This is a genomic window from Pseudomonas sp. LBUM1679 (assembly GCF_059695565.1).
The window spans coordinates 1,519,354-1,542,442 of the sequence record NZ_CP166774.1; the positions used below are offsets into that span (position 1 = coordinate 1,519,354).

Sequence of the window (23,089 nt, forward strand, 5' to 3'; positions counted from 1 at the left end):
CAATCAAAAGGAGCTCGACAGTGATCGACACATTCATCAGAACCGGACCACTCATGGAAGCTGCAAGCTATCCCGCCTGGGCTCAGCGCCTGATCCAGGATTGCAGCGAGAGCAAGCGCCGGGTTGTCGAACACGAACTGTACCAGCGTCTGCGTGATAACAAACTCAGTGCAAAGACCATGCGCCACTACCTGATTGGTGGCTGGCCGGTGGTCGAACAGTTCGCTTTATACATGGCACAGAACCTGACCAAGACTCGTTTTGCCCGCCATCCAGGCGAAGACATGGCGCGTCGCTGGCTGATGCGCAATATTCGCGTGGAACTCAATCACGCTGATTACTGGGTGCACTGGAGCCGTGCCCACGGTGTCAGCCTGGAAGATCTGCAAGCGCAACAGGTTGCCCCGGAACTGCATGCCTTGAGCCATTGGTGTTGGCACACCAGTTCCTCGGATTCGCTGATCGTTGCCATTGCGGCCACCAACTACGCCATTGAAGGCGCGACCGGGGAGTGGTCGGCGGTGGTGTGTTCCAGTGGCGTCTACGCGGCATCGTTCCCCGAGGAAGAGCGCAAGCGGGCCATGAAGTGGCTGAAGATGCATGCCCAGTATGACGATGCCCATCCGTGGGAAGCGCTGGAAATCATCTGCACGCTGGCGGGCATGAACCCGGGCAAGTCCCTGCAGGCGGAGCTGCGTCATGCCGTCTGCAAGAGCTACGACTACATGTTCCTGTTCCTGGAACGCTGTATGCAGCTTGAGCATGCGCAGATGGCCCCGGTGATGCGTGAGCGGATGGCGCTGGCCGAAAGCTGATCCGTCATCACTGTATTGAAAAAGCCCGCTCCCCCTGTCCGTATCGATAGGGGGGCGGGCTTTTTAGTGACTGCTGCAAATGACTAGGCGCTGACTTTCAGTCCAACCAGGCCGGCAATGATCAACGCCACACTGGCCAGTCGGAATAGCGCCATGGATTCGCCGAACAGAATGATCCCGGCAATCACTGTCCCGACTGCCCCCACACCCGTCCAGATCGCATAGGCTGTGCCCAGCGGCAATTCCTTCATGGCAAGACCCAGCAAGCCCAGGCTGATGGCCATGGCGGCAACGGTCAACGCAGTGGGCAGAGGGCGGCTGAATCCATCGGTGTACTTCAGGCCGACGGCCCAACCGACTTCGAACAGACCGGCGAAAAACAGAATGATCCAGGACATGACAGACCTCCATCGATTGACGGGGTCGTCCCCAGATTAATGACTCGATCGAGCCGCGAGGTCGTCCTCGCGTTGCGCGGAATAGTGCCCATTATTAACCCGGGGATCAAGTTCATGGATCAGTCAATCGCCTGCCGAGCCGCCGTTTCCCGATCTTCCTTCTCGCTCATCCGGCGGAACCAGGTCGAGAGCAGCGCCCCGGAAATGTTGTGCCAGACGCTGAACAACGCGCTGGGCACCGCCGCCAGCGGCGAGAAGTGCGCGCTGGCCAGGGCGGCACCCAGCCCGGAGTTTTGCATGCCGACCTCCAGCGCCAGGGATTTACGCTGGGCCAGGGGCAACTTGAACAGGCGCCCTGTGAAGTAGCCCAGCAGGTAGCCGAAGCTGTTGTGCAGCATCACCACGGCCATGATCAACAGGCCGGACTCGGCGATTTTCGCCTGGCTGGCGGCGACCACCGCGGTGACGATGATCACGATGCTGACCACCGACACCAGCGGCAACACCTCCACCGCGTGGCGGACCCGATCACCGAGCACACGCTGGGCGACCACGCCGAGCACAATCGGCAGCAGCACCACTTGCAGGATCGACCAGAACAGCTCCATGAACGACACCGGCAACCACGCCGAGGCCAGCAGCCAGATCAGTGCCGGCGTCAGCAGTGGCGCGAGGAGGGTGGTGACGGCGGCGATGGCCACCGACAGCGCCAGATCCCCGCGGGCCAGCCAGGTCATCACGTTCGATGAGGTACCGCTTGGGCAGCATCCGACCAGAATCACACCGACAGCGATTTCCGGCGGCAAGTGGAACACCTGGCAGAGCAACCACGCCATGCCGGGCATGATCACGAAATGGGCAACCACGCCCAGGGCCACGCGCCACGGATGACGAGCGACTTCGGCGAAGTCTTCGAGTTTGAGGGTCAGGCCCATGCCGAACATCACCAGCCCCAGCAGCGGGACGATTGCGCCTTTGAGGCCGATGAACCATGTCGGTTGCAGGAATGCCACGACGGCGAAAATCAGTACCCAGTAAGCGAAGGTGTTGCCGACAAAACGACTCAAAGCAGCCAGTGCGCGCATGGCCTGATCCTATTAAATAAGTGGGATTTTCAGGGTGGAAATCCAATCAATGTGGGAGCTGGCTTGCCTGCGATAGCGGTGTGTCAGGCTACATTTCAGCCATCTGACACACCGCCATCGCAGGCAAGCCAGCTCCCACATTTGACCCGGCTCCTTCAGGGGGAACCGGTTGCCTTTAGATCCCCTGCGGAGTCTCTTCCCCACCCAACGCTTCAACCAGCGCCGGCAGGAAGTCGCCGAAGGTCAGCATCATCAGGGTGAAGCTGGCATCCAGTTGGCCCAGGGCTTCTTCGCCCCCGTCCTGTTCAGCCTGGTCTTGCAGCAGGTCTTCGAACTTCAGGCGCTTGACCACCATCTTGTCGTCGAGGACGAACGACAGCTTGTCTTGCCAGGCCAGCGACAACTGGGTGACCACTTTGCCGGTGCTCAGGTGCAGCTGGATTTCTTCGCTGGTCAGGTCCTGGCGCTTGCAACGTACGATGCCACCGTCTTCATGGGTGTCACGCAGTTCACACTCGTCCAGCACGAAGAAGTCGTCCGCGGCTTTCTGGGTGGTGACCCACTCCGTCATGGTCGCCGTCGGGGACATCTTCACGGTCAGTGGGCGCACCGGCAGCGTACCGATCACTTCACGCAGGGTGGACAGCAGGTCTTCGGCACGTTTCGGGCTGGCCGAGTTGACCAGGATCAGGCCCTGTTTCGGCGCGATGGCGGCAAAGGTCGACGAACGACGAATAAAGGCGCGCGGCAGGAAGGCCTGGATGATTTCATCCTTGATCTGGTCGCGTTCCTTTTTGTAGACCTTGCGCATTTGCTCGGCTTCGATCTCTTCGACCTTTTCCTTCACCGCGTCGCGCACGACGCTGCCCGGCAGAATGCGTTCTTCCTTGCGGGCGCTGATCAGCAGGAAGTCACCGCTGACGTGTACCAGCGGTGCATCTTCGCCCTTGCCGAACGGCGCGACGAAACCGTAGGTGGTCAACTCCTGGCTTGCACATGGACGCGCCAGTTTGGTGGCCAGTGCAGCTTCCAACGCCTCGGCATCAACAGGCAAATCTTGGGTCAGGCGATAGAGAAGCAGGTTTTTGAACCACATGGGGTGAGTCTCTCCTTATATACAAAGGGGGGCATTATTCTCTTCGCGGCGCCATAGGCCAACCCTTAGCTAAGCCTTTGGAAGGCCTGCAAAAATTATTTAAAAAAGTGCTTGCCAGAGGTGGGGGTGCTACGTAGAATGCGCGCCACACCGAACGTGAAGGGTGATTAGCTCAGCTGGGAGAGCGTCTGCCTTACAAGCAGAATGTCGGCGGTTCGATCCCGTCATCACCCACCATTCGCATTCAGTGTTACGCGCAGCGGTAGTTCAGTCGGTTAGAATACCGGCCTGTCACGCCGGGGGTCGCGGGTTCGAGTCCCGTCCGCTGCGCCATATTCGGTTACCTGGAACGCTGAACGCCAGGTCACCACGGAAAAGCCCGCTCACGCGGGTTTTTTTCTGCCTGAAGTTCCTGCAGGATGCATCGTTTCACGGGTTTTCAGATTTTTTTGAGTAATTTATCAATTAAATCAACACTTTATGAAAAACCGTGGCATAATGTGCCCCGCAACGAAGGTAAAGGGTGATTAGCTCAGCTGGGAGAGCGTCTGCCTTACAAGCAGAATGTCGGCGGTTCGATCCCGTCATCACCCACCACTTTCAACGCTACGCGCAGCGGTAGTTCAGTCGGTTAGAATACCGGCCTGTCACGCCGGGGGTCGCGGGTTCGAGTCCCGTCCGCTGCGCCATATTCGGTGATCTGGAATGCTGAACGCCAGATACCACACGCAAAGCCCGCCTAGTGCGGGCTTTTTGCTGTCTGGAGATTGGCTTTTTGCGGGTGTCCTGCAAATAACCGCCATAAGACCCCTGTAGGAGCCGGCTTGCCGGCGAAGGCGGCCTCAAGCCATGCGCTGGCCGGATAGACGCCTTCGCCGGCAAGCCGGCTCCTACAGACGAAGATGACAGAAGCTTCATCCTCCGATTCCCGAAATGCGTTGAAACACCTGAACTTATCAGCCGTTTCCTGCTCTCATGCCGGTAGCCATTGGTCGTGGCCGCCTGATAAGCTCGCGGCTTTACTCGATTGCCCTTTAGGCGCATGAACAAGGAAATAGCATGAAACAGCATCGGTTGGCGGCGGCGGTGGCCCTGGTTGGCCTGGTACTAGCGGGTTGTGATTCGCAGACCAGCGTAGAGCTGAAAACCCCGGCGCAAAAAGCTTCCTACGGGATTGGCCTGAACATGGGCAAGAGCCTGGCTCAGGAAGGCATGGATGATCTGGACTCCAAAGCCGTTGCCCAGGGCATCGAAGATGCCGTTGGCAAGAAAGAACAGAAGCTGAAAGACGAAGAGCTGGTCGAAGCCTTCGCAGCACTGCAAAAGCGTGCTGAAGAACGTATGGCCAAGATGAGCGAAGAGTCGGCAAGCGCCGGCAAGAAATTCCTCGACGACAACGCCAAGAAAGCGGGTGTCACCACCACGGCTTCGGGCCTGCAGTACGAAGTGGTCAAGAAAGCCGATGGCGCACAGCCAAAGGCGACTGACGTAGTGACTGTCCACTACACCGGTACCCTGACCAACGGCACCGTTTTCGACAGCTCCGTCGAGCGCGGCAGCCCGATCGATCTGCCGGTCAGCGGTGTGATCCCGGGTTGGGTCGAAGGCCTGCAACTGATGCACGTTGGCGAGAAGTACAAACTGTACATTCCTAGCGAGCTGGCCTACGGCGCCCAAAGCCCGAGCCCGGCGATTCCAGCCAACTCGGTGCTGGTATTCGACCTGGAACTGCTGGCGATCAAGGATCCGGCAAAACAGGACGACGCTGCCAAGTAATCGGCGTCTGCTTTTACAACAACGCCTCGCTTATGCGGGGCGTTGTTGCATCTGGCGCTCAGCAAGGGTAAACAAAGCGAACGGCTGCTGAACGCCGGAGTCATAGCCATTGAGGGCGCCCGTGCTATCCGCGCCAGAGCGCCAAGTCAATGAAATCTTGGGTTTTTTTATGTGAGTAAAAAACGCCCGATCTGAGCTCAGCCCTTATGAAACGGGGCCTTCAGCCGCGAAATGCAGCTCTGTTCACAAGGTTATCCACAATTTGTGTGGATAACATTTCAGTGGGAGGAATCATGAAAGCACCCTGGAATTTCGCTCGTTTTCTGCCACTTGCCGGACGTCTGCTCGCGCGTGGACGTTTGCCGACCTTGCTGTTCGCGGTTGCCAGCAAAGGTGCCAGCCAGGGCAACCGGCTGGGCAAGCTCAAGGATGACCTGCGCCTGTTGCAGGCGCTGTGCCTGGCCTATTGGCGAGGTGAGTACCGTGCCATCAGCCCGAAAGCGCTGATATCGGTGGTCGCAGGCTTGATGTATTTCCTCAGTCCGGTGGATGCGATCCCGGATTTCATTCCGATGTTCGGCATGCTCGATGACATTGCCGTGCTGGCCTGGCTGATGAAAGTCCTCGACGACGAACTCAACGCCTTCCGCGCGTGGCGCAAACGCCAGCTGCCGGAGAAGCTCGCCATTGTCGAGCGCCTGCCCGATACCCCGGAGCAACTCAAGCTGCAGCACCCGAAAAAACACTGAGCCCCTTCAGGACGTCCTTATATTCAAACCCCTCGCGACCTTGGCCGCTGTTAGGATTACACTTCTAGGGAAAAGTGCCGACTCGCTAAGTGTCGTTGTCCTACGGGGAAGTCATGGATATTCAGATAATCACACGCGAAGGCGAGCCCGAGTATGCGGTTCTGCCGTGGGCTCAGTATCAGGCTTTACTGAAAGCAGCAGGCATCAACGAGCATCCGCAACCGCCGAGTGAGCCTGCAGTGCGTCACGCGGCATCACCAGACCAGATTCTTCCGGGTCTGGATCAACTACGCAGTTTGCGCGAAGGGAAGGGCATCGCCATCGAGGCGCTGGCCCGCACGGTAGGCATCAGCCCGTCTTATCTGGCCTTGATCGAAAGTGGCGAGCGTCAACCCGACGCTGCGATTCGCCGCAGCCTGGCCTGGGAATTGACGGTGCCAGGGTGGAGGGATGAATCGTGAGCGTACGCATCAGTCGTCAACATTGGGATGGATTACTCGGCGAGCTGGATCAGGCCCGTCGTCAGCGGCACCTTCTGACTTATCGCGCCTTGCTGGAGCGTCTGCAGCTTCCGACGCCGGCGATGCAAACCCTGACCGCTGCCCTTGAGCATCTGGCCGCGCTGGACGCCAAGGCCGAACAGCCCTTGCGCAGTTCGCTGGTGATCAGCCAGGGCGCCAGTCGCCTGCCGCGCACCGGCTTCTTCGAATGTGTCGAACGCCTGGGGCGTTTTTCCGGGCCCTCCGATGGTGTCGCTGCTGCCTCCTGGCATGCCTCGGAAGTGGTGCGAGTGTTCGAATACGAATACCCCGAGTCGGCGGAAGCCTGAATGTTCCTTCGACTCAAGGCGCGGGCCGGTTACTGGCTGGCGCGCCGCTTGTTTCACTGGCAATGGTTCGTCCGCCAGCCCCGTGGCTGGCGCTGGCTCGAGGGCCAGTTCGCACGCATGGCCAACCTGGGCGACGTTGGCGCCCAGAGCTTCTATGGGCACATCCTGACCTTTCGCGGCGTTGGCCTTGGGGCTCGTGAGGAAGGCGTGCGTTTGTTGCGCCTGGCGGCGCTGGCAGGGGATGGCAAGGCGGCGTATCAGGTGGGCGTGATCAGCCTGGCAGGGACGGCGAGCAAAGCGCCGGATCCGGTCGAGGCGGCGCGGTTCTGGGAGATGGCTGCCAAGGCGGGGCATCCGTTGGCTGAGATCAAGCTTAAAGAGATCGCGACTCGCGGTTCTGCTGATTAATTACCTGCGTATCTGGCAAACAAATGTAGCGTGAGGGAAACCTCTCGCCACGTTTGCGTTTCTGGCTGCTCATTCCATGGTGGCGAATTAAAGAATTGCCCTACATCAACATCATCCTTTTCTGGCTTCTTTTCTGATGGAATCCCCGCAATGTCCTACGCGCAATTTCCGGACAGACTCATCGGAGATTTCCTTCAAGTTGTAGCGATTTGCGTGAACTGGTGCGCAGCTGGGTCTATCGATAGTCTTTTGGCTGTCACTGCAAATTCAGTGACAGGGCGTGGAAGCCCTTCTATCGTTAGGCGCACAAGCGCCACCAGTTCGGCGTTTTTTATCGTCTGTGTTTTTTGGTGGCTGTGCGCGGGGCGCTTTCGAGTGCGCCGGGTGCCTAACGTCCCGGTCTTCCACACCTGCGTACAGCCGCCACCTATTGCGTGGAAGTGATTTCTGGCGGCTCCATTTCATACGTTAGGAACCATACGATGACAGCAATTACACCTGATCCACCTTATGAAAAACCAATTACCCATCCTGGAAACCGCTTCATGGCGTTGACCAGCAACTGCACCGACATGCCCACGCTGTTCGTTGATACTCATGCGCCGCTGGACATTCTGACCGACGCCGCCGGCTATAGAATCCGCGCCGTCACTCAGGTACTTGAGAACCTGTCCATGCGCGGTTCGGTCGAGTGCGATTCGATGATTCTCAGTGACTTCGCCTTGCTCTGTGCCATTCCGTTGCGTGATGGGTGTGATGTGCTGGATGTGATCGGGAGGCGATTGCGGGCTCGTTCAACGGCGAATTAGTTCAGAGACTTGTAGTGTTTGAGCTGGCCTCTTCGCGGGCAAGCCCGCTCCCACAGGTTTTGTGTCGTTCGCAATATTCACAAACGACACAAAACCTGTGGGAGCGGGCTTGCCCGCGAAGGCGTCCATTCAATCAGCGCAATGATCGGCTGGAACAGGCGGTGCAAACCGCTTTGGGCCAGGATTGAACTCAAGGCACTCAGCTGTTCGGTTGTGGTCGCGGCGATCTCTGGCGATAAAAAAAGACCGGGTGCAAGTGCACCCGGTCTTTTTTTTACGCCAGAACAATGACTGTCTGCTGACGCTCCGAAGAGCGTCAGCATTTAATTGCCATCATCTCAGTGCTTGGCCACCGCAGTATTGAGCTTCAAGTAATCCAGCAGAATCCGCCCGGTCTCGCTCAGGTAGGCATCGTCTTCCGGCTTGGTCTTGTCCGGCTCGGCTGCGATCAGGTCTTCATCTTCTTTCTTCAGCTCTTTGAGCGGCTCTTCGCCTTTGGCCTTGCGACGCAGATTCTCCATCGCCAGTTGCTTGGCTTCGATATCGGCGTGCTGGGCACGACGGTCGGCTTCATTGAGGCTGACGGTTTTTTCCGCCATCAGTTTCTGCGCCAGGGCCAGCTTGTCACGGATGAACACGAACTCCGCGTCCTTGGCCGTGCGCACGTCATGCTCGGACCGGAGCTGGGTGATGTACGGTTTGAACGGGTCGAGCGCAGGCTTGATCGCCGCACGGATGGTGTCCCACGGCATGGCTTCCGGCAGGGCGCTTTCGCCGATTTCCTTGGTGTCGATGATCGACGGGTAGTCGATGTCCGGCAGTACGCCCTGATGCTGGGTGCTCTGGCCGGAAACCCGGTAGAACTTGGCCAGGGTCAGTTTCAGTTCGCCATGGTTCAGCGGCTGAATGGTCTGCACGGTGCCTTTGCCGAAGGTCTGGCCGCCGATGATCAACGCGCGGTGGTAGTCCTGCATGGCACCGGCAAAAATCTCCGAAGCCGAGGCCGACAAGCGGTTGACCAGCAGCGCCATCGGGCCTTTGTAGAACGCGCCCGGATTTTCATCTTCAAGTACATCGACCCGGCCATCGGCATTACGCACGAGCACGGTCGGCCCTTTGTCGATGAACAGGCTGGTCAGCTCGGTGGCTTCCTGCAGGGAACCGCCGCCATTGTTGCGCAGGTCGATGACCACGCCGTCGACCTTGTCTTTCTGCAGCTCGGTCAGCAGTTTCTTGACGTCGCGAGTGGTGCTCTTGTAGTCCGGATCACCGGCACGGAACGCCTTGAAGTCCAGGTAGAAGGCCGGGATCTCGATGACGCCGAGCTTGTAGTCCTTGCCATCCTGCTTGAGATTGAGGACCGACTTCTTCACTGCCTGGTCTTCAAGCTTCACCGCTTCGCGGGTGATCGGGACGATCTTGGTGGTCTGGTCGTTCGGCGCATTGCTGGCCGGGATCACTTCCAGGCGCACCACGGTGCCTTTCGGCCCACGGATCAGCTTGACCACTTCGTCCAGGCGCCAGCCGACCACGTCGACCATTTCCTTGTTGCCCTGGGCAACACCAATGATCTTGTCCGCCGGAGCAACCATTTTGGTCTTGTCGGCCGGGCCTGCCGGCACCAGACGCACGACTTTCACCTGGTCGTTATCGCTCTGCAACACGGCGCCGATGCCCTCGAGGGACAGGCTCATGTTGATGTCGAAGTTCTCCGCGTTATCCGGCGACAGATAGTTGGTGTGCGGGTCGTAGGACATGGCGAAGGTATTGATGTACGCCTGGAAGATGTCTTCGGCACGGGTCTGGTCCAGGCGCGCCAACTGGTTCTTGTAGCGCTTGGTCAAGGTTTCCTGGATCTGCTTGGAGTCCTTGCCGGCGATCTTCATCCGCAGGACTTCATCCTTGACGCGTTTGCGCCACAGTTCGTCGAGGTCCGCGGTGGATTTGAGCCAAGGGGCATCCTTGCGATCGATCAGCAAGGTTTCCTTGGTGGTGAAATCGATCTTGTCGACGCCTTTGTTCAACTCGACAAGGGCAAAGTCCAGACGCGCCTTGACGCGGTCCAGGTAGCGCTTGTAGATGGTGAACCCGGCATTCAGGTCGCCGCTCTTGAGGAAGTCGTCGAACTGGGTTTTCCACTTGTCGAATTCGGCAATGTCGCTGGCCATGAAATAGCTGCGCGACGGATCCAGCAGCTTGAGGTAGCTGTCATAGATGATGACCGAGCGCGCATCGTCGAGCGGCGGCTTGCTGTAGTGGTGGCGCTTGAGCAATTCGACGACGTTCAGACTGGCGATCACTTCGTCACGGTCAGGCTGAAGCTTGTCCCAGCTATTGGCTGCGAATGTATTGCTCGACATCGGCATCAGGCCGATACCAATAAACAGGGCTAGGGCGGTGCTGGGGAACAACTGCTTCATGCTGATTCGACGCGGGGACAATTGATAACGCATATTAGGCCGTCTTTGAAGTCGCCGGTTCCGTAAAGGCCGGTCGCATAATGCAAAAAGCCCGGCGCTACAGCTACGGGCTCAGTCCAGACTCACTATGGAGGCACTGTGAAAGCATTGCAAGGCGTGGAAGGTCGAGTGGAGTGGGTGGAAGAGTCCAGTCCTACATGCGATGTAGGACAAGTCCGCATTCGTGTGGCGGCAGCGGGTCTCAATCGCGCCGATTTGTTGCAGAAGGCGGGTCTTTACCCGCCACCGCCGGGAGCCAGTCAGGTACTGGGTCTTGAGTGTTCGGGGGTGATCAGCGAGGTCGGTCCGGGCTCGTCCTGGCAGGTCGGTGATCGGGTCTGCGCCTTGCTGGCCGGGGGCGGGATGGCTGAAGAAGTGGTTGTCGACGGACGGCATGTGTTGCCGGTTCCCGACGGAATGTCGCTGGCCGAAGCGGCAGCGCTACCCGAGGTGTACGCGACCGTTTGGCTGAATTTGTTTCAATTGGCTGCGCTCAAGCCAGGTGAGAAAGTTCTTCTGCACGCCGGGGCGAGTGGAATCGGTTCCGCTGCCATTCAACTGTGCAAGGCGTTTGGCAACCCGTGCTGGGTCAGCGTCGGTTCCGCCGAACGCCTGGCTTACTGCGAAGCGCTGGGCGCGCAGGGCGGCGTGGTGCGCAACGGCGATCTGGACAGTTTGAGGGACCTGGGGCCGTTCGACGTGATCCTGGATCCGGTCGGGGGCAACTATGCCGAACTGAATCTGAAGGTGTCGGCCCTGGATGGCCGTTGGGTATTGATCGGGCTGATGGGCGGGCGAGAGGCCAAGCTGGATCTGGCGCAGGTACTGGGCAAGCGCGTGCAATTATTGGGTTCGACCCTGCGCAGTCGCGACGATCGGTTCAAGGCGGACTTGTTCAGTGATCTGAACCAGCATGTCTGGCCGTTGTTTGCCGAAGGGCGTTTGAGCCCGCAGTTGGCGAAGACTTTTCCGATCAAGGATGCCGAAGCGGCGTTCGCGGAACTGGCGAGTAATAAGGTGGCCGGAAAGTTGGTGCTGCTGATCGACGAAAGCCTGACCTGATTTTTCGCTAAATGCGGTCCTTGTGGGAGCGTGGCTTGCCCGCGATTCAGGCGACGCGGTGTGTCAGTCAGACCGCGTCATCGTTCATCGCGGGCAAGCCACGCTCCCACAGGGGTTTGGGTTACTTCCAGAGGTGGATCGGCCAGCCGGCTTTTTCGGCGTGTTCGAGCAACACCGGATCCGGATTCACCACGTGTGGGAAGTCCACCTTTAACAGCAGCGGCAGATCGTTGCGTGAATCCGAGTAGAAACTCGCGCCTTCCAGGTTTTCCTCCTCGGCATCCAGCCATTCCAGCAAACGCGTGATCTTGCCTTCGCGGTAGGTCAGGGTGCCGAGGGTCTTGCCGCTATACACCCCGTGCGTCACTTCCAGCTCGATGGCGAGTATTTCGTCGATACCCAGTCGTTCGGCAATGGGCCCGACCAAGTGCGTACCTGAAGCGGAAATCACCAAAATCCGGTCGCCAGCCTTGCGGTGGGCGGCAATCGCCTTGGTGGCATCACTGAAGATGATCGGCTCGATGAAGTCTTCCACCCAGGGTGCCACCAGGTGCGCGACCTCTTCCGGCGTGCGCCCGATCATCGGCTCCAGGCTGAAGCTCATGTACTCCTCCATGCGCAACTTGCCGTGGCTGTAGGCGTCCATCATTTCGTTGTTGCGACGCATGAACGACTCGGGGTCGACCCAGCCCAGGCGGCCCATTTGCTCGCTCCAGAGGGTGGCGCAGTCGCCGTGGATCAGGGTTTCGTCCAGATCAAAAATTGCCAGGGCCATCAGTGGGGTTCTCTTCGAGAACAGCTTCAAGCTTCAAGTTTAAAGCTGCAAGAGTGGATTGAGGTGGTCAGCAGTCTACAACTTGAAGCTTGCCGCTTGTAGCTTGCCGCTGCTTTCAAGCTACTTCACGCAGCGCCGCCGGATCGATGGAAAGCGCCAGACGCTGACCATCGGGATGCAGATCGGCCGCCGAGCGGTTGAGCACATCTACCACCAATTCCACGCCCCGGGCTTCGATACGGTAGCGAATCACATTGCCCAACAGACTGTGGCTGCGGACCTGAGCGTCGAGTTCGCCATTGAGGCTCAGCTCGATGGCTTCCGGTCGAATCGCGATGCGGTGGGTAATGGGTCGCTGCAACAATTTTGTGGCGCTGTCGGGGTCCAGCAGGTTGTAGTTGCCGATGAAGCCGGCGGCAAAGACATCGACGGGCGCAGTGTAAAGCGTCTCGGCATCGCCGCTCTGTACGATCTTTCCCTGATTCATCAGGAAAATGCGGTCGGACATGGTCAGCGCTTCCTCCTGATCGTGTGTGACAAAGATGGTGGTCAGGCCGAGTTCGCGCTGGATCTGACGAATCTGTTCGCGCAAGTGCTTGCGAATTCGCGCATCGAGGGCCGACAGCGGTTCGTCGAGCAGCAACAGGCGTGGTCGGGTCACCAGAGAGCGGGCCAGGGCGACACGCTGGCATTGGCCGCCGGACAGTTGATGCGGATAGCGGGCGGCAAAGTCGTTCAGCTCCACCAGTTTCAGCACTTCGGCGACGCGCTTCTGGCTGTCGTCGGCGTTGACCTTCTGCATGCGCAAACCGAAGGCGACGTTCTGTTGCACCGTCATGTTGGGAAACAGCGCGTAGCTCTGGAACACCATGCCGATCCCGCGTTTCTGCGGGCTCAGCGGAACGAGGTCGTGATCATCGAGCAGGATCTTGCCGCCGTCCACCGAGGTCAACCCGGCGATGCAGCGCAGCAGTGTGGACTTGCCGCAACCGGACGGACCGAGGAGGGTGACGAATTCCCCCTTGCTGATTTCACAGTTGATGTCGCTGAAGACCGTGGTGCCCAAATAGCTCTTTTGAAGGTGTTGGACGCTGACGTAGCTCATTCGCTTTTGTCCTTGTTCAAGATATTGGCCGCCCAGGTCAGAACCAGCACAAAGAAGAAGTAGGAAATCACCACCGCACTGGTGAAGTGGCCACTGCTGTTACGCATGTTGTTGAGGTAGACCTGCAGGGTTTCGTAGCGGGTGCCGACGAGGATGTTGGCGAACACGAACTCCCCGAACAGGAACGAGAACGACAGCAGCAATGCCACCATCAAGCCCTTGCGCAAGTTTGGCAGCACCACCAGGAACGCCGCTTGAAAGGTACTGGCACCGAGCAGTTGGGCGGCGTCCATCAGATCGCGCAGGTTGATCGCTTGCAGGTTGTTGGTGATCGCCCGGTACATGAATGGCAGGGCCACGGTGAAGTAACAGCCAATCAAAATCCACGGCGTGCCGACCATCGCGAACGGGCCGGACCCATAGAGCTGCAACAGCCCCACTGACGACACCACTGGCGGCACCGCGAAGGGCAGCAGGATCAGGATGTTCATCAGCGCATCCAGTTTCGGGAAGTGGTAATGCACCACGAACAGCAGCGGCAGAATCAGCACCACCGCCAGGATCAGTGCACCGACACACACCAGCAACGACTGGCCGAAGGCATGCAGAAAACGAGGGTCGCTCCACAGTTGCACGTACCACTTGAGGGTGAAGCCACTGGGCATAATGGTTGCCGACCAACTGCTGGAGATCGAGTAAATGAGTGTCCCGAGCAGGGGCAGCAACAGAATGGCGAACAGCAGGTACACCACGACCCGATGGTAGACACCGACAGGGCCTGGTTCAGCGCGAGACATGGTAGCTCCTCTTCAATAGCAGCTGATGCACGATGGTCACCAGGGTCATCAAAGCCACCAGCACTATGGCCAGGGCGCTGGCCAGGTTCGGATCCAGGGAAATGTCGCCGGAGACCATTGCCGCGATGCGGATCGTCAGCACGTTGAAGTTGCCGGTGGTCAGGGCATACACCGTGGCATAGGCGCCGAGGGCATTGGCCAGCAAAATGACGAAAGTGCCGAGCAGCGCCGGGGTCAGTATCGGCAAGCCGATGTGCCGCCAGTACTGCCAGCCGTTGGCACCCAGCAATGCGGCGGATTCACGCCAGTCTTCGCGCAGGGCGTCGAAGGCCGGGTAGAGCAGCAGCACGCCAAGGGGGATCTGGAAGTAGGTGTAGAGAATGATCAGCCCGGTTTTCGAGTACAGGTTGAAATCCTGAATGATCCCTGCCTGCTTGAGCATGAGGGTGAAGGTGCCGTTGAAGCCCAGCAGGATGATGAACGCGAAGGCCAGGGGCACGCCGGAAAAGTTGCTGGTCATGTTGGCGAAGGCGTTGACGAAATTGCGCAGTTTCGAGTCGACGCGGCGCAGGGAGTAGGCGCCGAGCACGGCGATGATGATCCCGAACACGCTGGACCAGAAACTGATCTCGAGGCTGTACTGGATCGCCTGCAGATAGAACTTCGAGTTGAAGATTTTACTGAAGTTGGCCAGGCCCCAGCCGAACTCTTCCGATTCCAGGCTATTGATCATCACCCACGCCAGCGGGGCGATCTGGAACACGATAAAGAACAGCGTGAAAGGCACCAGGCACAGCACCGCCAGCCATTTGCCACGCGTCATGGCGTTCACTTGAGCAGCTCCCGGCAGGCAGGTTTGTCGTGAGCCGCGCCCAGCAGTTCGCAGACGGTGCCGCAGAGTTGAGTCTGTTTCGGTGCGGCGTTGGCGTTGAAACTGAAGGCATCGCCGAGCACGAACAGCGGTACTTCGCGTTCTTCCGGGAGTAGGCCGTTGTGGGAGCGATCGTTGTTCATGCCGTGGTCGGCGGTCACCATGACCTGATACCCGGCATCGAGCCAGGTTTGCAGGTAGTCGGCGAGGATGATGTCCGCCGAGCGGGCGCTGTTGCGGTATTGCGCAGTGTCGAGGCCATGCTTGTGCCCGGCGTCGTCGATGTTCATGGGGTGAACCAGGAGAAAATTCGGCGCATGGCGCAGGCGCAGGTTTTCTGCGTCGGCGAACAGGTGCGAGTCCGGGTAGTGATCGCTCCAGTAGAAATGGCCGTGCTGGATCGGCAGGTCTGGATCGTCGGTGTGGCGATCCCGGGCCGCGACGAATGGCGAGCGGTTATACAGCTCGCTGACCCAGTGATAGGCCGCAGCGGCAGTGACAAGGCCGGCGTCGGTGGCGTAGTGATAGATGCTGCGCTGGTTGGACAGGCGCGAGACGTTGTTATGGACGATGCCGCTGTCGATCGGTGTCACGCCGGTCAGGATGCATTCGTAAAGCGGTCGGGACAGGGCCGGCAGTTCGCACTCCAGTTTGTAGAGCGCCGCGCGTCCTGCGCCAACGTAAGCCTGCAGGTGCCCCATGGCGTGACGGGCGACCTCGTAGTTGAGGCCGTCGAGCACGACAAGGATGACGTTGTGCTTCATAGGGGCGATGACTCCGCAAAACAGGTGGCTCAACGAAATCTGTAGGAGCCGGCTTGCTGGCGATCCAGGCACCGCGGTCTGTCTGGGCACCGCGGTGCCTGGATCGCCAGCAAGCCGGCTCCTACAAGAGATGCAGCGTTATTGCATATTGATGATGACTTCTTCCTGCCATTTCTGCGGCAGGGCCTTGGAGGTCTTCTCCCACGCGTCCGCATCCTTGATCGGCGTCACGCCTTTGTACTGCTCGTTCGGCAACAGCTTGGCCTTGACCTCATCCGGCAGTTTTATATGCTCGGCGCGGATCGGACGGGCATTGCCGCGCGCCAGGTTGATCTGGCCGGCATCGCTGAAGATGTATTCGCGCGCCAGCTTGGCGGCGTTCGGGTGCTTGGCGTATTTGTTGATGATGGTGGTGTAACCCGAGATCACCGAACCGTCGGATGGAATCAGCACCGTGTAGTCATCAGGATTGGCCATCTTGGCCTTGTAGCTCAGGCCGTTGAAGTCCCAGACCACGCCGACTTCGATTTCACCCTTCTCCATGGTAGCGATGACCGGGTCGGTCATCGACAAGCGACCTTGCTTGGCGATCTCGGCAAACATCAACAGGGCCGGCTGCAGGTTTTTCTCGTCGCCACCGTTGGCAATGGCAGCCGCCAGTACGCCATTGGCAGCTTGGGCGGCAGTGCTCACGTCACCGATGGTCACCTTGTATTTGCCGGTCTTGAGGTCGGCCCATTTGGTCGGTGCTTCGGAACCGTGCAGCAGCTTGTTGTTGATGATGAAGGCAATGGTGCCGGTATAGGCCAGGGCCCAATGGCCATCCTTATCCTTCGCCCAAGCCGGGATCTGCTCCCAAGTGCTTGGCTTGTAGGGTTGCGACACTTCTTGCTTGACCGCGATCGGGCCGAATGCGGCACCGACGTCGCCGATGTCGGCAGTGGCATTGTCTTTTTCGGCTTTGAACTTGGCGAGTTCCTGGGCCGAGCTCATGTCGGTGTCGATATGTTTGAGGCCATAGTTCTTGGCCAGATCGTCCCAGGTGCCTTTCCAGTTCGCCCAGTTATCGGGCATGCCGACACTGTTGACTTCACCTTCCGCTTTCGCCGCGGCTTCCAGGGTTTTCAGGTCGGTATCAGCGGCCATGGCGGCAGTGCACATGGCAATGGTCGAGCCTAACAGTGATGCCAGGAAAAGCTTTTTCATCCGAAGCTCCTTTGGGCGTTTTCAACGCTGCGATTGCGGTGGAGTTGGTCTAGGTCAGCAATACCTGAGCCAATCTAGGCGGCCTGGATGACATTTTGATGTCGAGCGCTGGCCTGCCCAGGTTTCCTGCTCTGGATATCTCAGGGTTGGAGATAAGCGTAGACCATGGCTAAGGACCTGAAATGAAAGGACTTGGCCATGAAATTGCAGGTGCAGGTGCAAGTGCCTGAAGCAACCGTTCGGTAAGTTTGTCATCTGCCAGTCATGTGCAGTGCCTAGGCTTGCAGAGAGTTGATGGCACCGATTTCAAGCGTGGTTCGGCTTCGAAACAGTGCTGGTCTAGTCCAGATAGGTAACGTCGATGCGCATCGAGACAACCAAGGCGGTGACAGCGATCGGGCAGGTCCTGCAGGAACAGCTGGACCATGGCCTGTTGGCGCCCGGGAGCAAGCTGCCGGCCGAGCGCAAGCTCAGTGAGTTGTTCGGTACCACACGGATCACCGTGCGTGAGGCGTTGTTACAGCTGGAGGCCCAGGGCCAGATTTATCGGGAGGAGCGCCGTGGCTGGTTCGTATCGCCACCGCGCCTGGCGTACAACCTGATGCAGCGCAGTCATTTTCACGCGATGGTCAGCGCCCAGGGGCGAGTACCGTCCACCGAGGTGATTTCGGCGCGGCTGCAGCCGGCATCGGCGGCAGTCTGTGCCTGGTTGCAATTGCCGGCATTGTCGAGCGTGATCCAGATTTGCCGGGCGCGGCGCATTGATGAGCGGCTGGTTTTGTATGTCGAGCACTATTTGAACCCGCAGTTTTTCCCGGGGATTCTGCAGTTTGATTTGAATCAGTCGATGACCGAGCTGTATGCCCGGCATTACGATTTGCATTATGGGCGGGTGCGTTTCGAGATCGTGCCGACGGCGCTGTCGGTGGATGCGGCGGCGGCTTTACGGGTGTCGGTGGGCAGTCCGGGGCTGCGGATCGCTCGGGTCAATTACGATCAGCATGAGCGGTTGATCGATTGTGACCTGGAGTTCTGGCGGCATGATGCCATTCATGTCGGGGTTGATGTGGTCTGAGCCTGGCCGCCGCAGGCTGCACGTGCTTTACGTCATCCAAAGCGATAAATGTCCATGCCCAGGGCGCCCAGGGTGAAGCCCTCGTGGCTCACGCTGAATTTGCCTCCGGCGCCGCGGGCAAAGTACAACGGCAACAAATGTTCATCACTCGGATGGTTGCGCGCGGCGTTCGGCGCTTGCCGACGATAATCGTGCAACGCGACTTCATCCTGCGCCTCGAGTTTCTCTACCATCCAGTCGCGAAACTCCCTGGCCCAGGGTTCGATGCTTTCCGGGCCAGCGTGCCAGTCCAGTTCGCGCAGGTTGTGGGTAATGCTGCCGGACCCGATCAGCAGCACGCCGTGTTCGCGCAGACTGGCCAGGGCATGACCGACGCGGGTCTGCAGGGCCGGGCCGCCGCGGGTGGGTAGCGAGACTTGCACCACAGGGATATCGGCTTGTGGATACATCAATGACAGCGGCACCCAGACGCCGTGGTCGAACGGCCGCTTGGGGTCGATGCGTGCGGACAGGCCACCGCTCTTTAGCAATTCGACCACCTCTGTCGCCAGCTGTGGGTCACCGGGTGCCGGGTACTGCACCTCGAACAAGGCTTGTGGAAATCCGCCGAAGTCATGCCAGGTGTCGGGTTGTGCGTTGCCGCTGACCAGCAGCTCATTGCTTTCCCAATGCGCAGAAACAATTACGATGGCTTCGGGTTTCGGCAATTCTGCGGCCAGGCGAGCCAGGGCGGGCCCGCTGGCGCCCGGTTCGAGTGCCAACATGGGCGAGCCATGGGATATGTACAGGCTGGGGAACATGAATGAGCTCCTGAGGGGTAAGATGGCTTTATCTTCAGTCAGATCATTGATCTAAATCTAATATAAGTTTTAGGGTCTTTTGATCGAATTTTCGGGATTAATTATGCAGCCGGAGTTTTGGCACAAGCGGTGGACGTCGAATCAGATCGGCTTTCACCTGCCGGAAGTGAATCCATATCTGCAACGGTACTGGCCGCAGCTGGGCCTGGAAGAGGGCTCGCGCGTACTGGTGCCGTTATGTGGGAAAAGCCTGGATCTGCTGTGGCTGGCAAAATGCGGTCACGAGGTGTTGGGCGTCGAATTGTCGGAAAAAGCGGTGGAAGACTTTTTCCACGAGCATCAATTGGATCCGGACGTCAGCGACCAAGGCCCCTTCACTGTCTATCGGGCGGGCTCGATCGAGATCTGGTGTGGTGATTTCTTCGCGTTGACGGCCGGCGATGTCGCTGATTGCAGTGCGTTGTACGACCGCGCTGCATTGATTGCCTTGCCGCCGACAATGCGCGAGCAATACGCCGAGCATCTGAAGCGGATTCTTCCGAAGGATTCGCTGGGGCTGCTGATTACCCTGGATTACGACCAGGCGCAAATGGACGGACCGCCGTTTGCCGTGCTCGATGACGAAGTGCAGCGGTTGTTCGGGGCTTTGTGGTCGCTGAAGGTTCTGGAAGACCAGGATGTTCTGGGCGAGAGCTGGAAATTCGTTGAGGCAGGGGTTACGCGGCTTGAGGAGCGGGTGTATCGGGTTTCCAGCCGATAGATTTGTTGTTTGTACCGACCCCATCGCGAGCAAGCTCGCTCCCACATTGGATCTTCAGTCGACACAGATTATGTGTACAACAGAGATTAAATGTGGGAGCGAGCCTGCTCGCGAAAGGGCCCGGAAGCGCACCCCCACATTGGATCTTCAGTGGACACAGATTATGTGCACAACAGAGATTAAATGTGGGAGCGAGCTTGCTCGCGATGGGGCCAGGAAGCGCACCCCAAAAATCAGCAGACAAAAAAAAGGCCCGCATCACTGCGGGCCTTCTTTTTGGTGCCGAGCCTGTCAGCCCCGACGACGCAGTGCGTCAATGCGCTCTTCCAGCGGCGGATGGCTCATGAACATGCGAGCGAACCCTTGTTTGATGCCACCGTTGATGCCGAAGGCGTTCAGGGTGTCCGGCATGTGCACCGGCAGCCCCTGTTCCGCCCGCAGGCGTTGCAGGGCGCCAATCATGGCACTGGTGCCGGCCAAGCGTGCACCGGCTTCGTCGGCACGAAATTCCCGTTTGCGCGAGAACCACATGACGATGGAGCTGGCCAGGATGCCCAGGACCAGTTCGGCGAAGATGGTCGCCACGTAGTAGGCAATGCCCTGGCCTTCTTCGTTCTTGAAGATCACCTTGTCGACAAAATTGCCGATGATCCGCGCAAAGAACATCACGAAAGTGTTCACCACGCCCTGGATCAGCGCCAGGGTGACCATGTCGCCATTGGCCACGTGGCCGATTTCGTGGGCCAGCACGGCTTTTACTTCATCCGGCGAGAATCGCTCGAGCAAGCCCTGGCTGACCGCGACCAGCGCGTCGTTCTTGTTCCAGCCGGTGGCGAAGGCATTCGCCTCGTAGGCCGGGAAAATCCCGACTTCCGGCATCTTGATTCCGGCTTCCCGGGACAGTTGCTCAACGGTTTGCAGCAGCCATTGCTCGTGACGTGTGCGCGGCTGGGTGATGATCTGGGTGCTGGTGCTCATCTTCGCCATCCACTTGGAGATGAACAGCGAGAACAGGGAACCGGCAAAACCAAAGACCGCACAGAAAATCAGCAGCTGATTGAGGTTGAGATCAACCCCGTTGGCCGCCATGAACCCGTTGAAGCCGAAAAGGCTCAGGGTGATGCTGGCAATCAGCACGACCGCCAGGTTAGTGGCCAAAAACAGCAGGATGCGCATCATGGTTGTAGAAATCTCCTCATGCTAAAGATGTAGCGTACTGCGGGGTATATAAGGTGCTGCACCGGGCTATTCAACCGGGTGACTATTTCAAACTGTGTCCTACAGCAAGAGTCTAGCTGGTTGAAGGACATTTCCGACGGTGACGGGGGAAAGTGTTTGTCAGCCCATTGGCCTCGCAAGCCCCGTCTTTGTTGGACGCGAGCAGGCAGCCGCTCCTCGGTCAGCCATGGACGGCGTGAGGACAGGCAGGGTGCAAAGATATGTTGCTGAATCAATCACCGTGCGAGTCGAGCAGGCCTCGCACGGTGACAGTCCGCCTTACTGGCGATAGGACTTGAGGAAATTGCCGATACGTCCGATGGCCATGTCCAGGTCATCCACCCGCGGCAGGGTCACGACGCGGAAATGGTCCGGCCATGGCCAGTTGAAGGCCGTGCCTTGCACCACCAACAGCTTTTCGGAGAGCAGCAGGTCGAGCACGAATTTTTCGTCGTTGTGGATCGGGCAGACTTTCGGATCGATCCGCGGGAATGCATACAGGGCGCCCATCGGCTTGACGCAACTCACGCCCGGAATATCGTTGAGCAATTCCCAGGTACGGTTGCGCTGTTCCAGCAGGCGACCTTGCGGCAACACCAGGTCATTGATGCTCTGATAACCGCCGAGGGCGGTCTGGATCGCATGCTGACTCGGCACGTTGGCGCACAGGCGCATGTTGGCCAGCATGTCGATGCCTTCGATGTAGCTCTGGGCGTGGTGTTTCGGGCCGGAAATGGCGATCCAGCCGGAGCGGAATCCGGCCACGCGGTAGGACTTGGACAGGCCGTTGAAGGTCAGGCACAGCAGGTCCGGCGCGAGCGAAGCAGTGCAGATGTGCACGGCATCGTCGTACAGGATCTTGTCGTAGATTTCGTCGGAGAACACCACCAGGTTGTGCTGGCGGGCCAGTTCCAGCATGCCCAGCAGGACTTCTTTGGAATACACCGCACCCGTCGGGTTGTTCGGGTTGATGATCACCAGCGCCTTGGTATTCGGGGTGATCTTGGCCTTGATGTCGGCCAGGTCCGGCCACCAGTTGGCCTGCTCGTCGCACAGGTAATGCACCGGGTTGCCCCCTGACAGGCTCACCGCGGCGGTCCACAGCGGGTAGTCAGGGGCCGGCACCAGTACTTCGTCGCCATTGTTGAGCAGGGCCTGCATCGACATCACGATCAGTTCGGAAACGCCGTTGCCCAGGTAGATGTCTTCGATGCCGACACCTTCCACCTGCTTTTGCTGGTAGTACTGCATGACGGCCTTGCGTGCACTGAACAGGCCTTTGGAGTCGCTATAACCCTGGGCGGTCGGCAGGTTGCGGATCACGTCCTGGAGGATTTCATCCGGCGCTTCGAAACCAAAGGGCGCCGGGTTGCCGATGTTCAGCTTGAGGATGCGATGGCCTTCCTCTTCCAGGCGTTTGGCGTGCTTGAGCACTGGGCCGCGAATGTCGTAGCAGACGTTGGCGAGCTTGTTCGATTTGCTGACCTGCATGGCGATGTGTTCCCGAAAATGAACGATCCAGGCGGCGTTTGCACGACCGTACTGGGAATCCTGCGTAATCACACAGGCCTGACGCCTTGTGATGCGGCACCCATAAATCCGTTTGAATGCGCGTGGTCTGGCTGCCAGACTGGCGTTTGACGAGGCGCAATCATACGTGCCGCCCGATCCGTGGAAAAGGTACAGATCGGGCTTTTTCAGCTGCTGAGGTGTGACAATGGAAAAGTTGGAAAAAACCCTGGAAGAATGGAAGGCGATGCTCGATCCGGAGCAATACAACGTTTGCCGCCTCAAGGGCACCGAACGTCCGTTTTCCGGCAAATACAACGACAGCAAGGTCGACGGTATTTATCACTGCATCTGCTGCAACGAGCCGCTGTTCGACTCCAAGACCAAATTCGACTCCGGCTGCGGCTGGCCGAGTTTCTATGCGCCGATCGGCGACAGCGCCATGGTCGAGATCCGTGATGTCAGCCATGGCATGGTTCGCACCGAGGTGGTTTGCGCCAAATGCGATGCGCACCTGGGGCATGTGTTCCCGGATGGTCCGCCGCCGACCGGGCTGCGGTATTGCATCAACTCGGTGTGCCTGGACCTGGTGCCGCGCGAGTAATACGGGGCCAGGCTATTTGTGGGAGCGAGCCTGCTGGCGAAGAGGGTGTGTCAGTCGACATCAATGCTGATGTCAGTCAGCCTTCGCGAGCAGGATCGCTCCCACAATTGAACTTTGTC

The 23,089-nt window shown here is 58.9% G+C and carries 24 protein-coding genes and 4 tRNA genes; 15 read left to right on the forward strand and 13 right to left on the reverse strand.

Going from position 1 to position 23,089, the window contains the following annotated elements:
- Window positions 1-53: 53 nt before the first annotated feature.
- Window positions 54-815, forward strand: a complete 762-nt coding sequence (locus ACA062_RS06980; protein WP_497455755.1) for an iron-containing redox enzyme family protein — start codon at window positions 54-56, stop codon at window positions 813-815.
- Window positions 816-898: 83 nt separating this feature from the next.
- Here ACA062_RS06980 and sugE read toward each other — a convergent pair whose 3' ends face one another.
- The 3 genes from sugE to rdgC form a co-directional block, all read right to left on the reverse strand.
- Window positions 899-1,213 (reverse strand): quaternary ammonium compound efflux SMR transporter SugE, encoded by a 315-nt coding sequence (sugE, locus tag ACA062_RS06985; RefSeq protein WP_027922462.1) that lies wholly within the window; start codon window positions 1,211-1,213, stop codon window positions 899-901.
- Window positions 1,214-1,332: 119 nt separating this feature from the next.
- Window positions 1,333-2,298 carry a bile acid:sodium symporter family protein gene (locus ACA062_RS06990; RefSeq protein ID WP_497455756.1) on the reverse strand — a complete coding sequence of 322 codons (966 nt, stop codon included), beginning with the start codon at window positions 2,296-2,298 and terminating at the stop codon, window positions 1,333-1,335.
- Between the two features lie 175 nt (window positions 2,299-2,473).
- The gene (gene rdgC, locus ACA062_RS06995) at window positions 2,474-3,394 is read right to left on the reverse strand and encodes a recombination-associated protein RdgC (RefSeq protein WP_150799741.1); all 921 of its coding nucleotides are present in this window, start codon (window positions 3,392-3,394) and stop codon (window positions 2,474-2,476) included.
- A 161-nt stretch (window positions 3,395-3,555) separates the two neighbouring features.
- Between rdgC and ACA062_RS07000 the strand changes: the two genes are divergently transcribed.
- The 10 genes from ACA062_RS07000 (at window position 3,556) to ACA062_RS07045 (ending at window position 7,965) form a co-directional block, all read left to right on the forward strand.
- Window positions 3,556-3,631 (forward strand) — tRNA-Val (locus tag ACA062_RS07000).
- Between the two features lie 19 nt (window positions 3,632-3,650).
- Window positions 3,651-3,727 (forward strand) — tRNA-Asp (locus ACA062_RS07005).
- A 188-nt stretch (window positions 3,728-3,915) separates the two neighbouring features.
- A tRNA-Val gene (locus ACA062_RS07010) sits at window positions 3,916-3,991 on the forward strand.
- A gap of 15 nt (window positions 3,992-4,006) precedes the next feature.
- A tRNA-Asp gene (locus ACA062_RS07015) sits at window positions 4,007-4,083 on the forward strand.
- A 370-nt stretch (window positions 4,084-4,453) separates the two neighbouring features.
- Entirely contained in the window at window positions 4,454-5,170 is a 717-nt protein-coding gene (gene bamJ / locus ACA062_RS07020) for a BamJ family beta-barrel-assembly machinery protein (RefSeq protein WP_497455757.1), read from the forward strand.
- Window positions 5,171-5,463: 293 nt separating this feature from the next.
- Window positions 5,464-5,919, forward strand: coding sequence for a YkvA family protein (locus ACA062_RS07025; RefSeq protein WP_497455758.1), 456 nt, complete (start codon window positions 5,464-5,466; stop codon window positions 5,917-5,919).
- 113 nt (window positions 5,920-6,032) lie between these two features.
- Window positions 6,033-6,380 carry a helix-turn-helix domain-containing protein gene (locus ACA062_RS07030; RefSeq protein WP_497455759.1) on the forward strand — a complete coding sequence of 116 codons (348 nt, stop codon included), beginning with the start codon at window positions 6,033-6,035 and terminating at the stop codon, window positions 6,378-6,380.
- A complete protein-coding gene (locus ACA062_RS07035; protein ID WP_003223109.1) occupies window positions 6,377-6,748 on the forward strand; it encodes a hypothetical protein in 372 nt (123 codons plus the stop codon). Before ACA062_RS07030 ends, ACA062_RS07035 begins: the two co-directional genes overlap by 4 nt.
- Window positions 6,749-7,156, forward strand: coding sequence for an SEL1-like repeat protein (locus tag ACA062_RS07040; protein WP_497455760.1), 408 nt, complete (start codon window positions 6,749-6,751; stop codon window positions 7,154-7,156).
- Between the two features lie 482 nt (window positions 7,157-7,638).
- Window positions 7,639-7,965, forward strand: coding sequence for a hypothetical protein (locus tag ACA062_RS07045; protein WP_497455761.1), 327 nt, complete (start codon window positions 7,639-7,641; stop codon window positions 7,963-7,965).
- A gap of 338 nt (window positions 7,966-8,303) precedes the next feature.
- On the opposite strand, the gene ACA062_RS07050 is transcribed toward ACA062_RS07045, so the two are convergent.
- Window positions 8,304-10,385: a carboxy terminal-processing peptidase gene (locus ACA062_RS07050; RefSeq protein WP_497457372.1), complete on the reverse strand. Its 2,082-nt coding sequence runs from the start codon at window positions 10,383-10,385 to the stop codon at window positions 8,304-8,306.
- Window positions 10,386-10,523: 138 nt separating this feature from the next.
- Between ACA062_RS07050 and ACA062_RS07055 the strand changes: the two genes are divergently transcribed.
- Window positions 10,524-11,486 (forward strand): zinc-binding dehydrogenase, encoded by a 963-nt coding sequence (locus ACA062_RS07055; RefSeq protein WP_497455762.1) that lies wholly within the window; start codon window positions 10,524-10,526, stop codon window positions 11,484-11,486.
- A 121-nt stretch (window positions 11,487-11,607) separates the two neighbouring features.
- Here the strand turns inward: ACA062_RS07055 and ACA062_RS07060 are convergent, their stop codons facing one another.
- The 6 genes from ACA062_RS07060 to ACA062_RS07085 all read right to left on the reverse strand — a co-directional run bounded on the left by ACA062_RS07060 (window position 11,608) and on the right by ACA062_RS07085 (window position 17,004).
- Window positions 11,608-12,261: an HAD family hydrolase gene (locus ACA062_RS07060; protein WP_497455763.1), complete on the reverse strand. Its 654-nt coding sequence runs from the start codon at window positions 12,259-12,261 to the stop codon at window positions 11,608-11,610.
- 115 nt (window positions 12,262-12,376) lie between these two features.
- Window positions 12,377-13,366, reverse strand: coding sequence for an ABC transporter ATP-binding protein (locus ACA062_RS07065; protein WP_497455764.1), 990 nt, complete (start codon window positions 13,364-13,366; stop codon window positions 12,377-12,379).
- A complete protein-coding gene (locus ACA062_RS07070; RefSeq protein ID WP_497455765.1) occupies window positions 13,363-14,163 on the reverse strand; it encodes an ABC transporter permease in 801 nt (266 codons plus the stop codon). The genes ACA062_RS07065 and ACA062_RS07070 overlap by 4 nt, the downstream gene beginning before the upstream one ends.
- Window positions 14,150-14,986 carry an ABC transporter permease gene (locus ACA062_RS07075; protein ID WP_497457373.1) on the reverse strand — a complete coding sequence of 279 codons (837 nt, stop codon included), beginning with the start codon at window positions 14,984-14,986 and terminating at the stop codon, window positions 14,150-14,152. Before ACA062_RS07075 ends, ACA062_RS07070 begins: the two co-directional genes overlap by 14 nt.
- 5 nt (window positions 14,987-14,991) lie before the next feature.
- Window positions 14,992-15,798 carry an alkaline phosphatase family protein gene (locus tag ACA062_RS07080; RefSeq protein ID WP_497455766.1) on the reverse strand — a complete coding sequence of 269 codons (807 nt, stop codon included), beginning with the start codon at window positions 15,796-15,798 and terminating at the stop codon, window positions 14,992-14,994.
- A gap of 138 nt (window positions 15,799-15,936) precedes the next feature.
- Window positions 15,937-17,004 carry an ABC transporter substrate-binding protein gene (locus tag ACA062_RS07085; RefSeq protein ID WP_497455767.1) on the reverse strand — a complete coding sequence of 356 codons (1,068 nt, stop codon included), beginning with the start codon at window positions 17,002-17,004 and terminating at the stop codon, window positions 15,937-15,939.
- Between the two features lie 361 nt (window positions 17,005-17,365).
- On the opposite strand from ACA062_RS07085, the gene ACA062_RS07090 reads away from it, so the two are divergent.
- Complete coding sequence (locus tag ACA062_RS07090) at window positions 17,366-18,079, forward strand: UTRA domain-containing protein (protein ID WP_497455768.1); 714 nt, start codon at window positions 17,366-17,368, stop codon at window positions 18,077-18,079.
- Between the two features lie 32 nt (window positions 18,080-18,111).
- Here ACA062_RS07090 and ACA062_RS07095 read toward each other — a convergent pair whose 3' ends face one another.
- The gene (locus tag ACA062_RS07095; protein ID WP_497455769.1) at window positions 18,112-18,879 is read right to left on the reverse strand and encodes a DODA-type extradiol aromatic ring-opening family dioxygenase; all 768 of its coding nucleotides are present in this window, start codon (window positions 18,877-18,879) and stop codon (window positions 18,112-18,114) included.
- Window positions 18,880-18,982: 103 nt separating this feature from the next.
- On the opposite strand from ACA062_RS07095, the gene ACA062_RS07100 reads away from it, so the two are divergent.
- Entirely contained in the window at window positions 18,983-19,639 is a 657-nt protein-coding gene (locus ACA062_RS07100) for a thiopurine S-methyltransferase (RefSeq protein WP_497457374.1), read from the forward strand.
- A gap of 291 nt (window positions 19,640-19,930) precedes the next feature.
- Here ACA062_RS07100 and htpX read toward each other — a convergent pair whose 3' ends face one another.
- Window positions 19,931-20,818, reverse strand: a complete 888-nt coding sequence (htpX, locus tag ACA062_RS07105) for a protease HtpX (RefSeq protein WP_064676487.1) — start codon at window positions 20,816-20,818, stop codon at window positions 19,931-19,933.
- A 318-nt stretch (window positions 20,819-21,136) separates the two neighbouring features.
- Window positions 21,137-22,348, reverse strand: a complete 1,212-nt coding sequence (locus ACA062_RS07110) for a pyridoxal phosphate-dependent aminotransferase (protein WP_008030363.1) — start codon at window positions 22,346-22,348, stop codon at window positions 21,137-21,139.
- A 226-nt stretch (window positions 22,349-22,574) separates the two neighbouring features.
- Here ACA062_RS07110 and msrB point away from each other — a divergent pair, with 226 nt between their 5' ends.
- Window positions 22,575-22,970 carry a peptide-methionine (R)-S-oxide reductase MsrB gene (msrB, locus tag ACA062_RS07115; protein WP_497455770.1) on the forward strand — a complete coding sequence of 132 codons (396 nt, stop codon included), beginning with the start codon at window positions 22,575-22,577 and terminating at the stop codon, window positions 22,968-22,970.
- The last annotated feature ends 119 nt before the right edge of the window (window positions 22,971-23,089 follow it).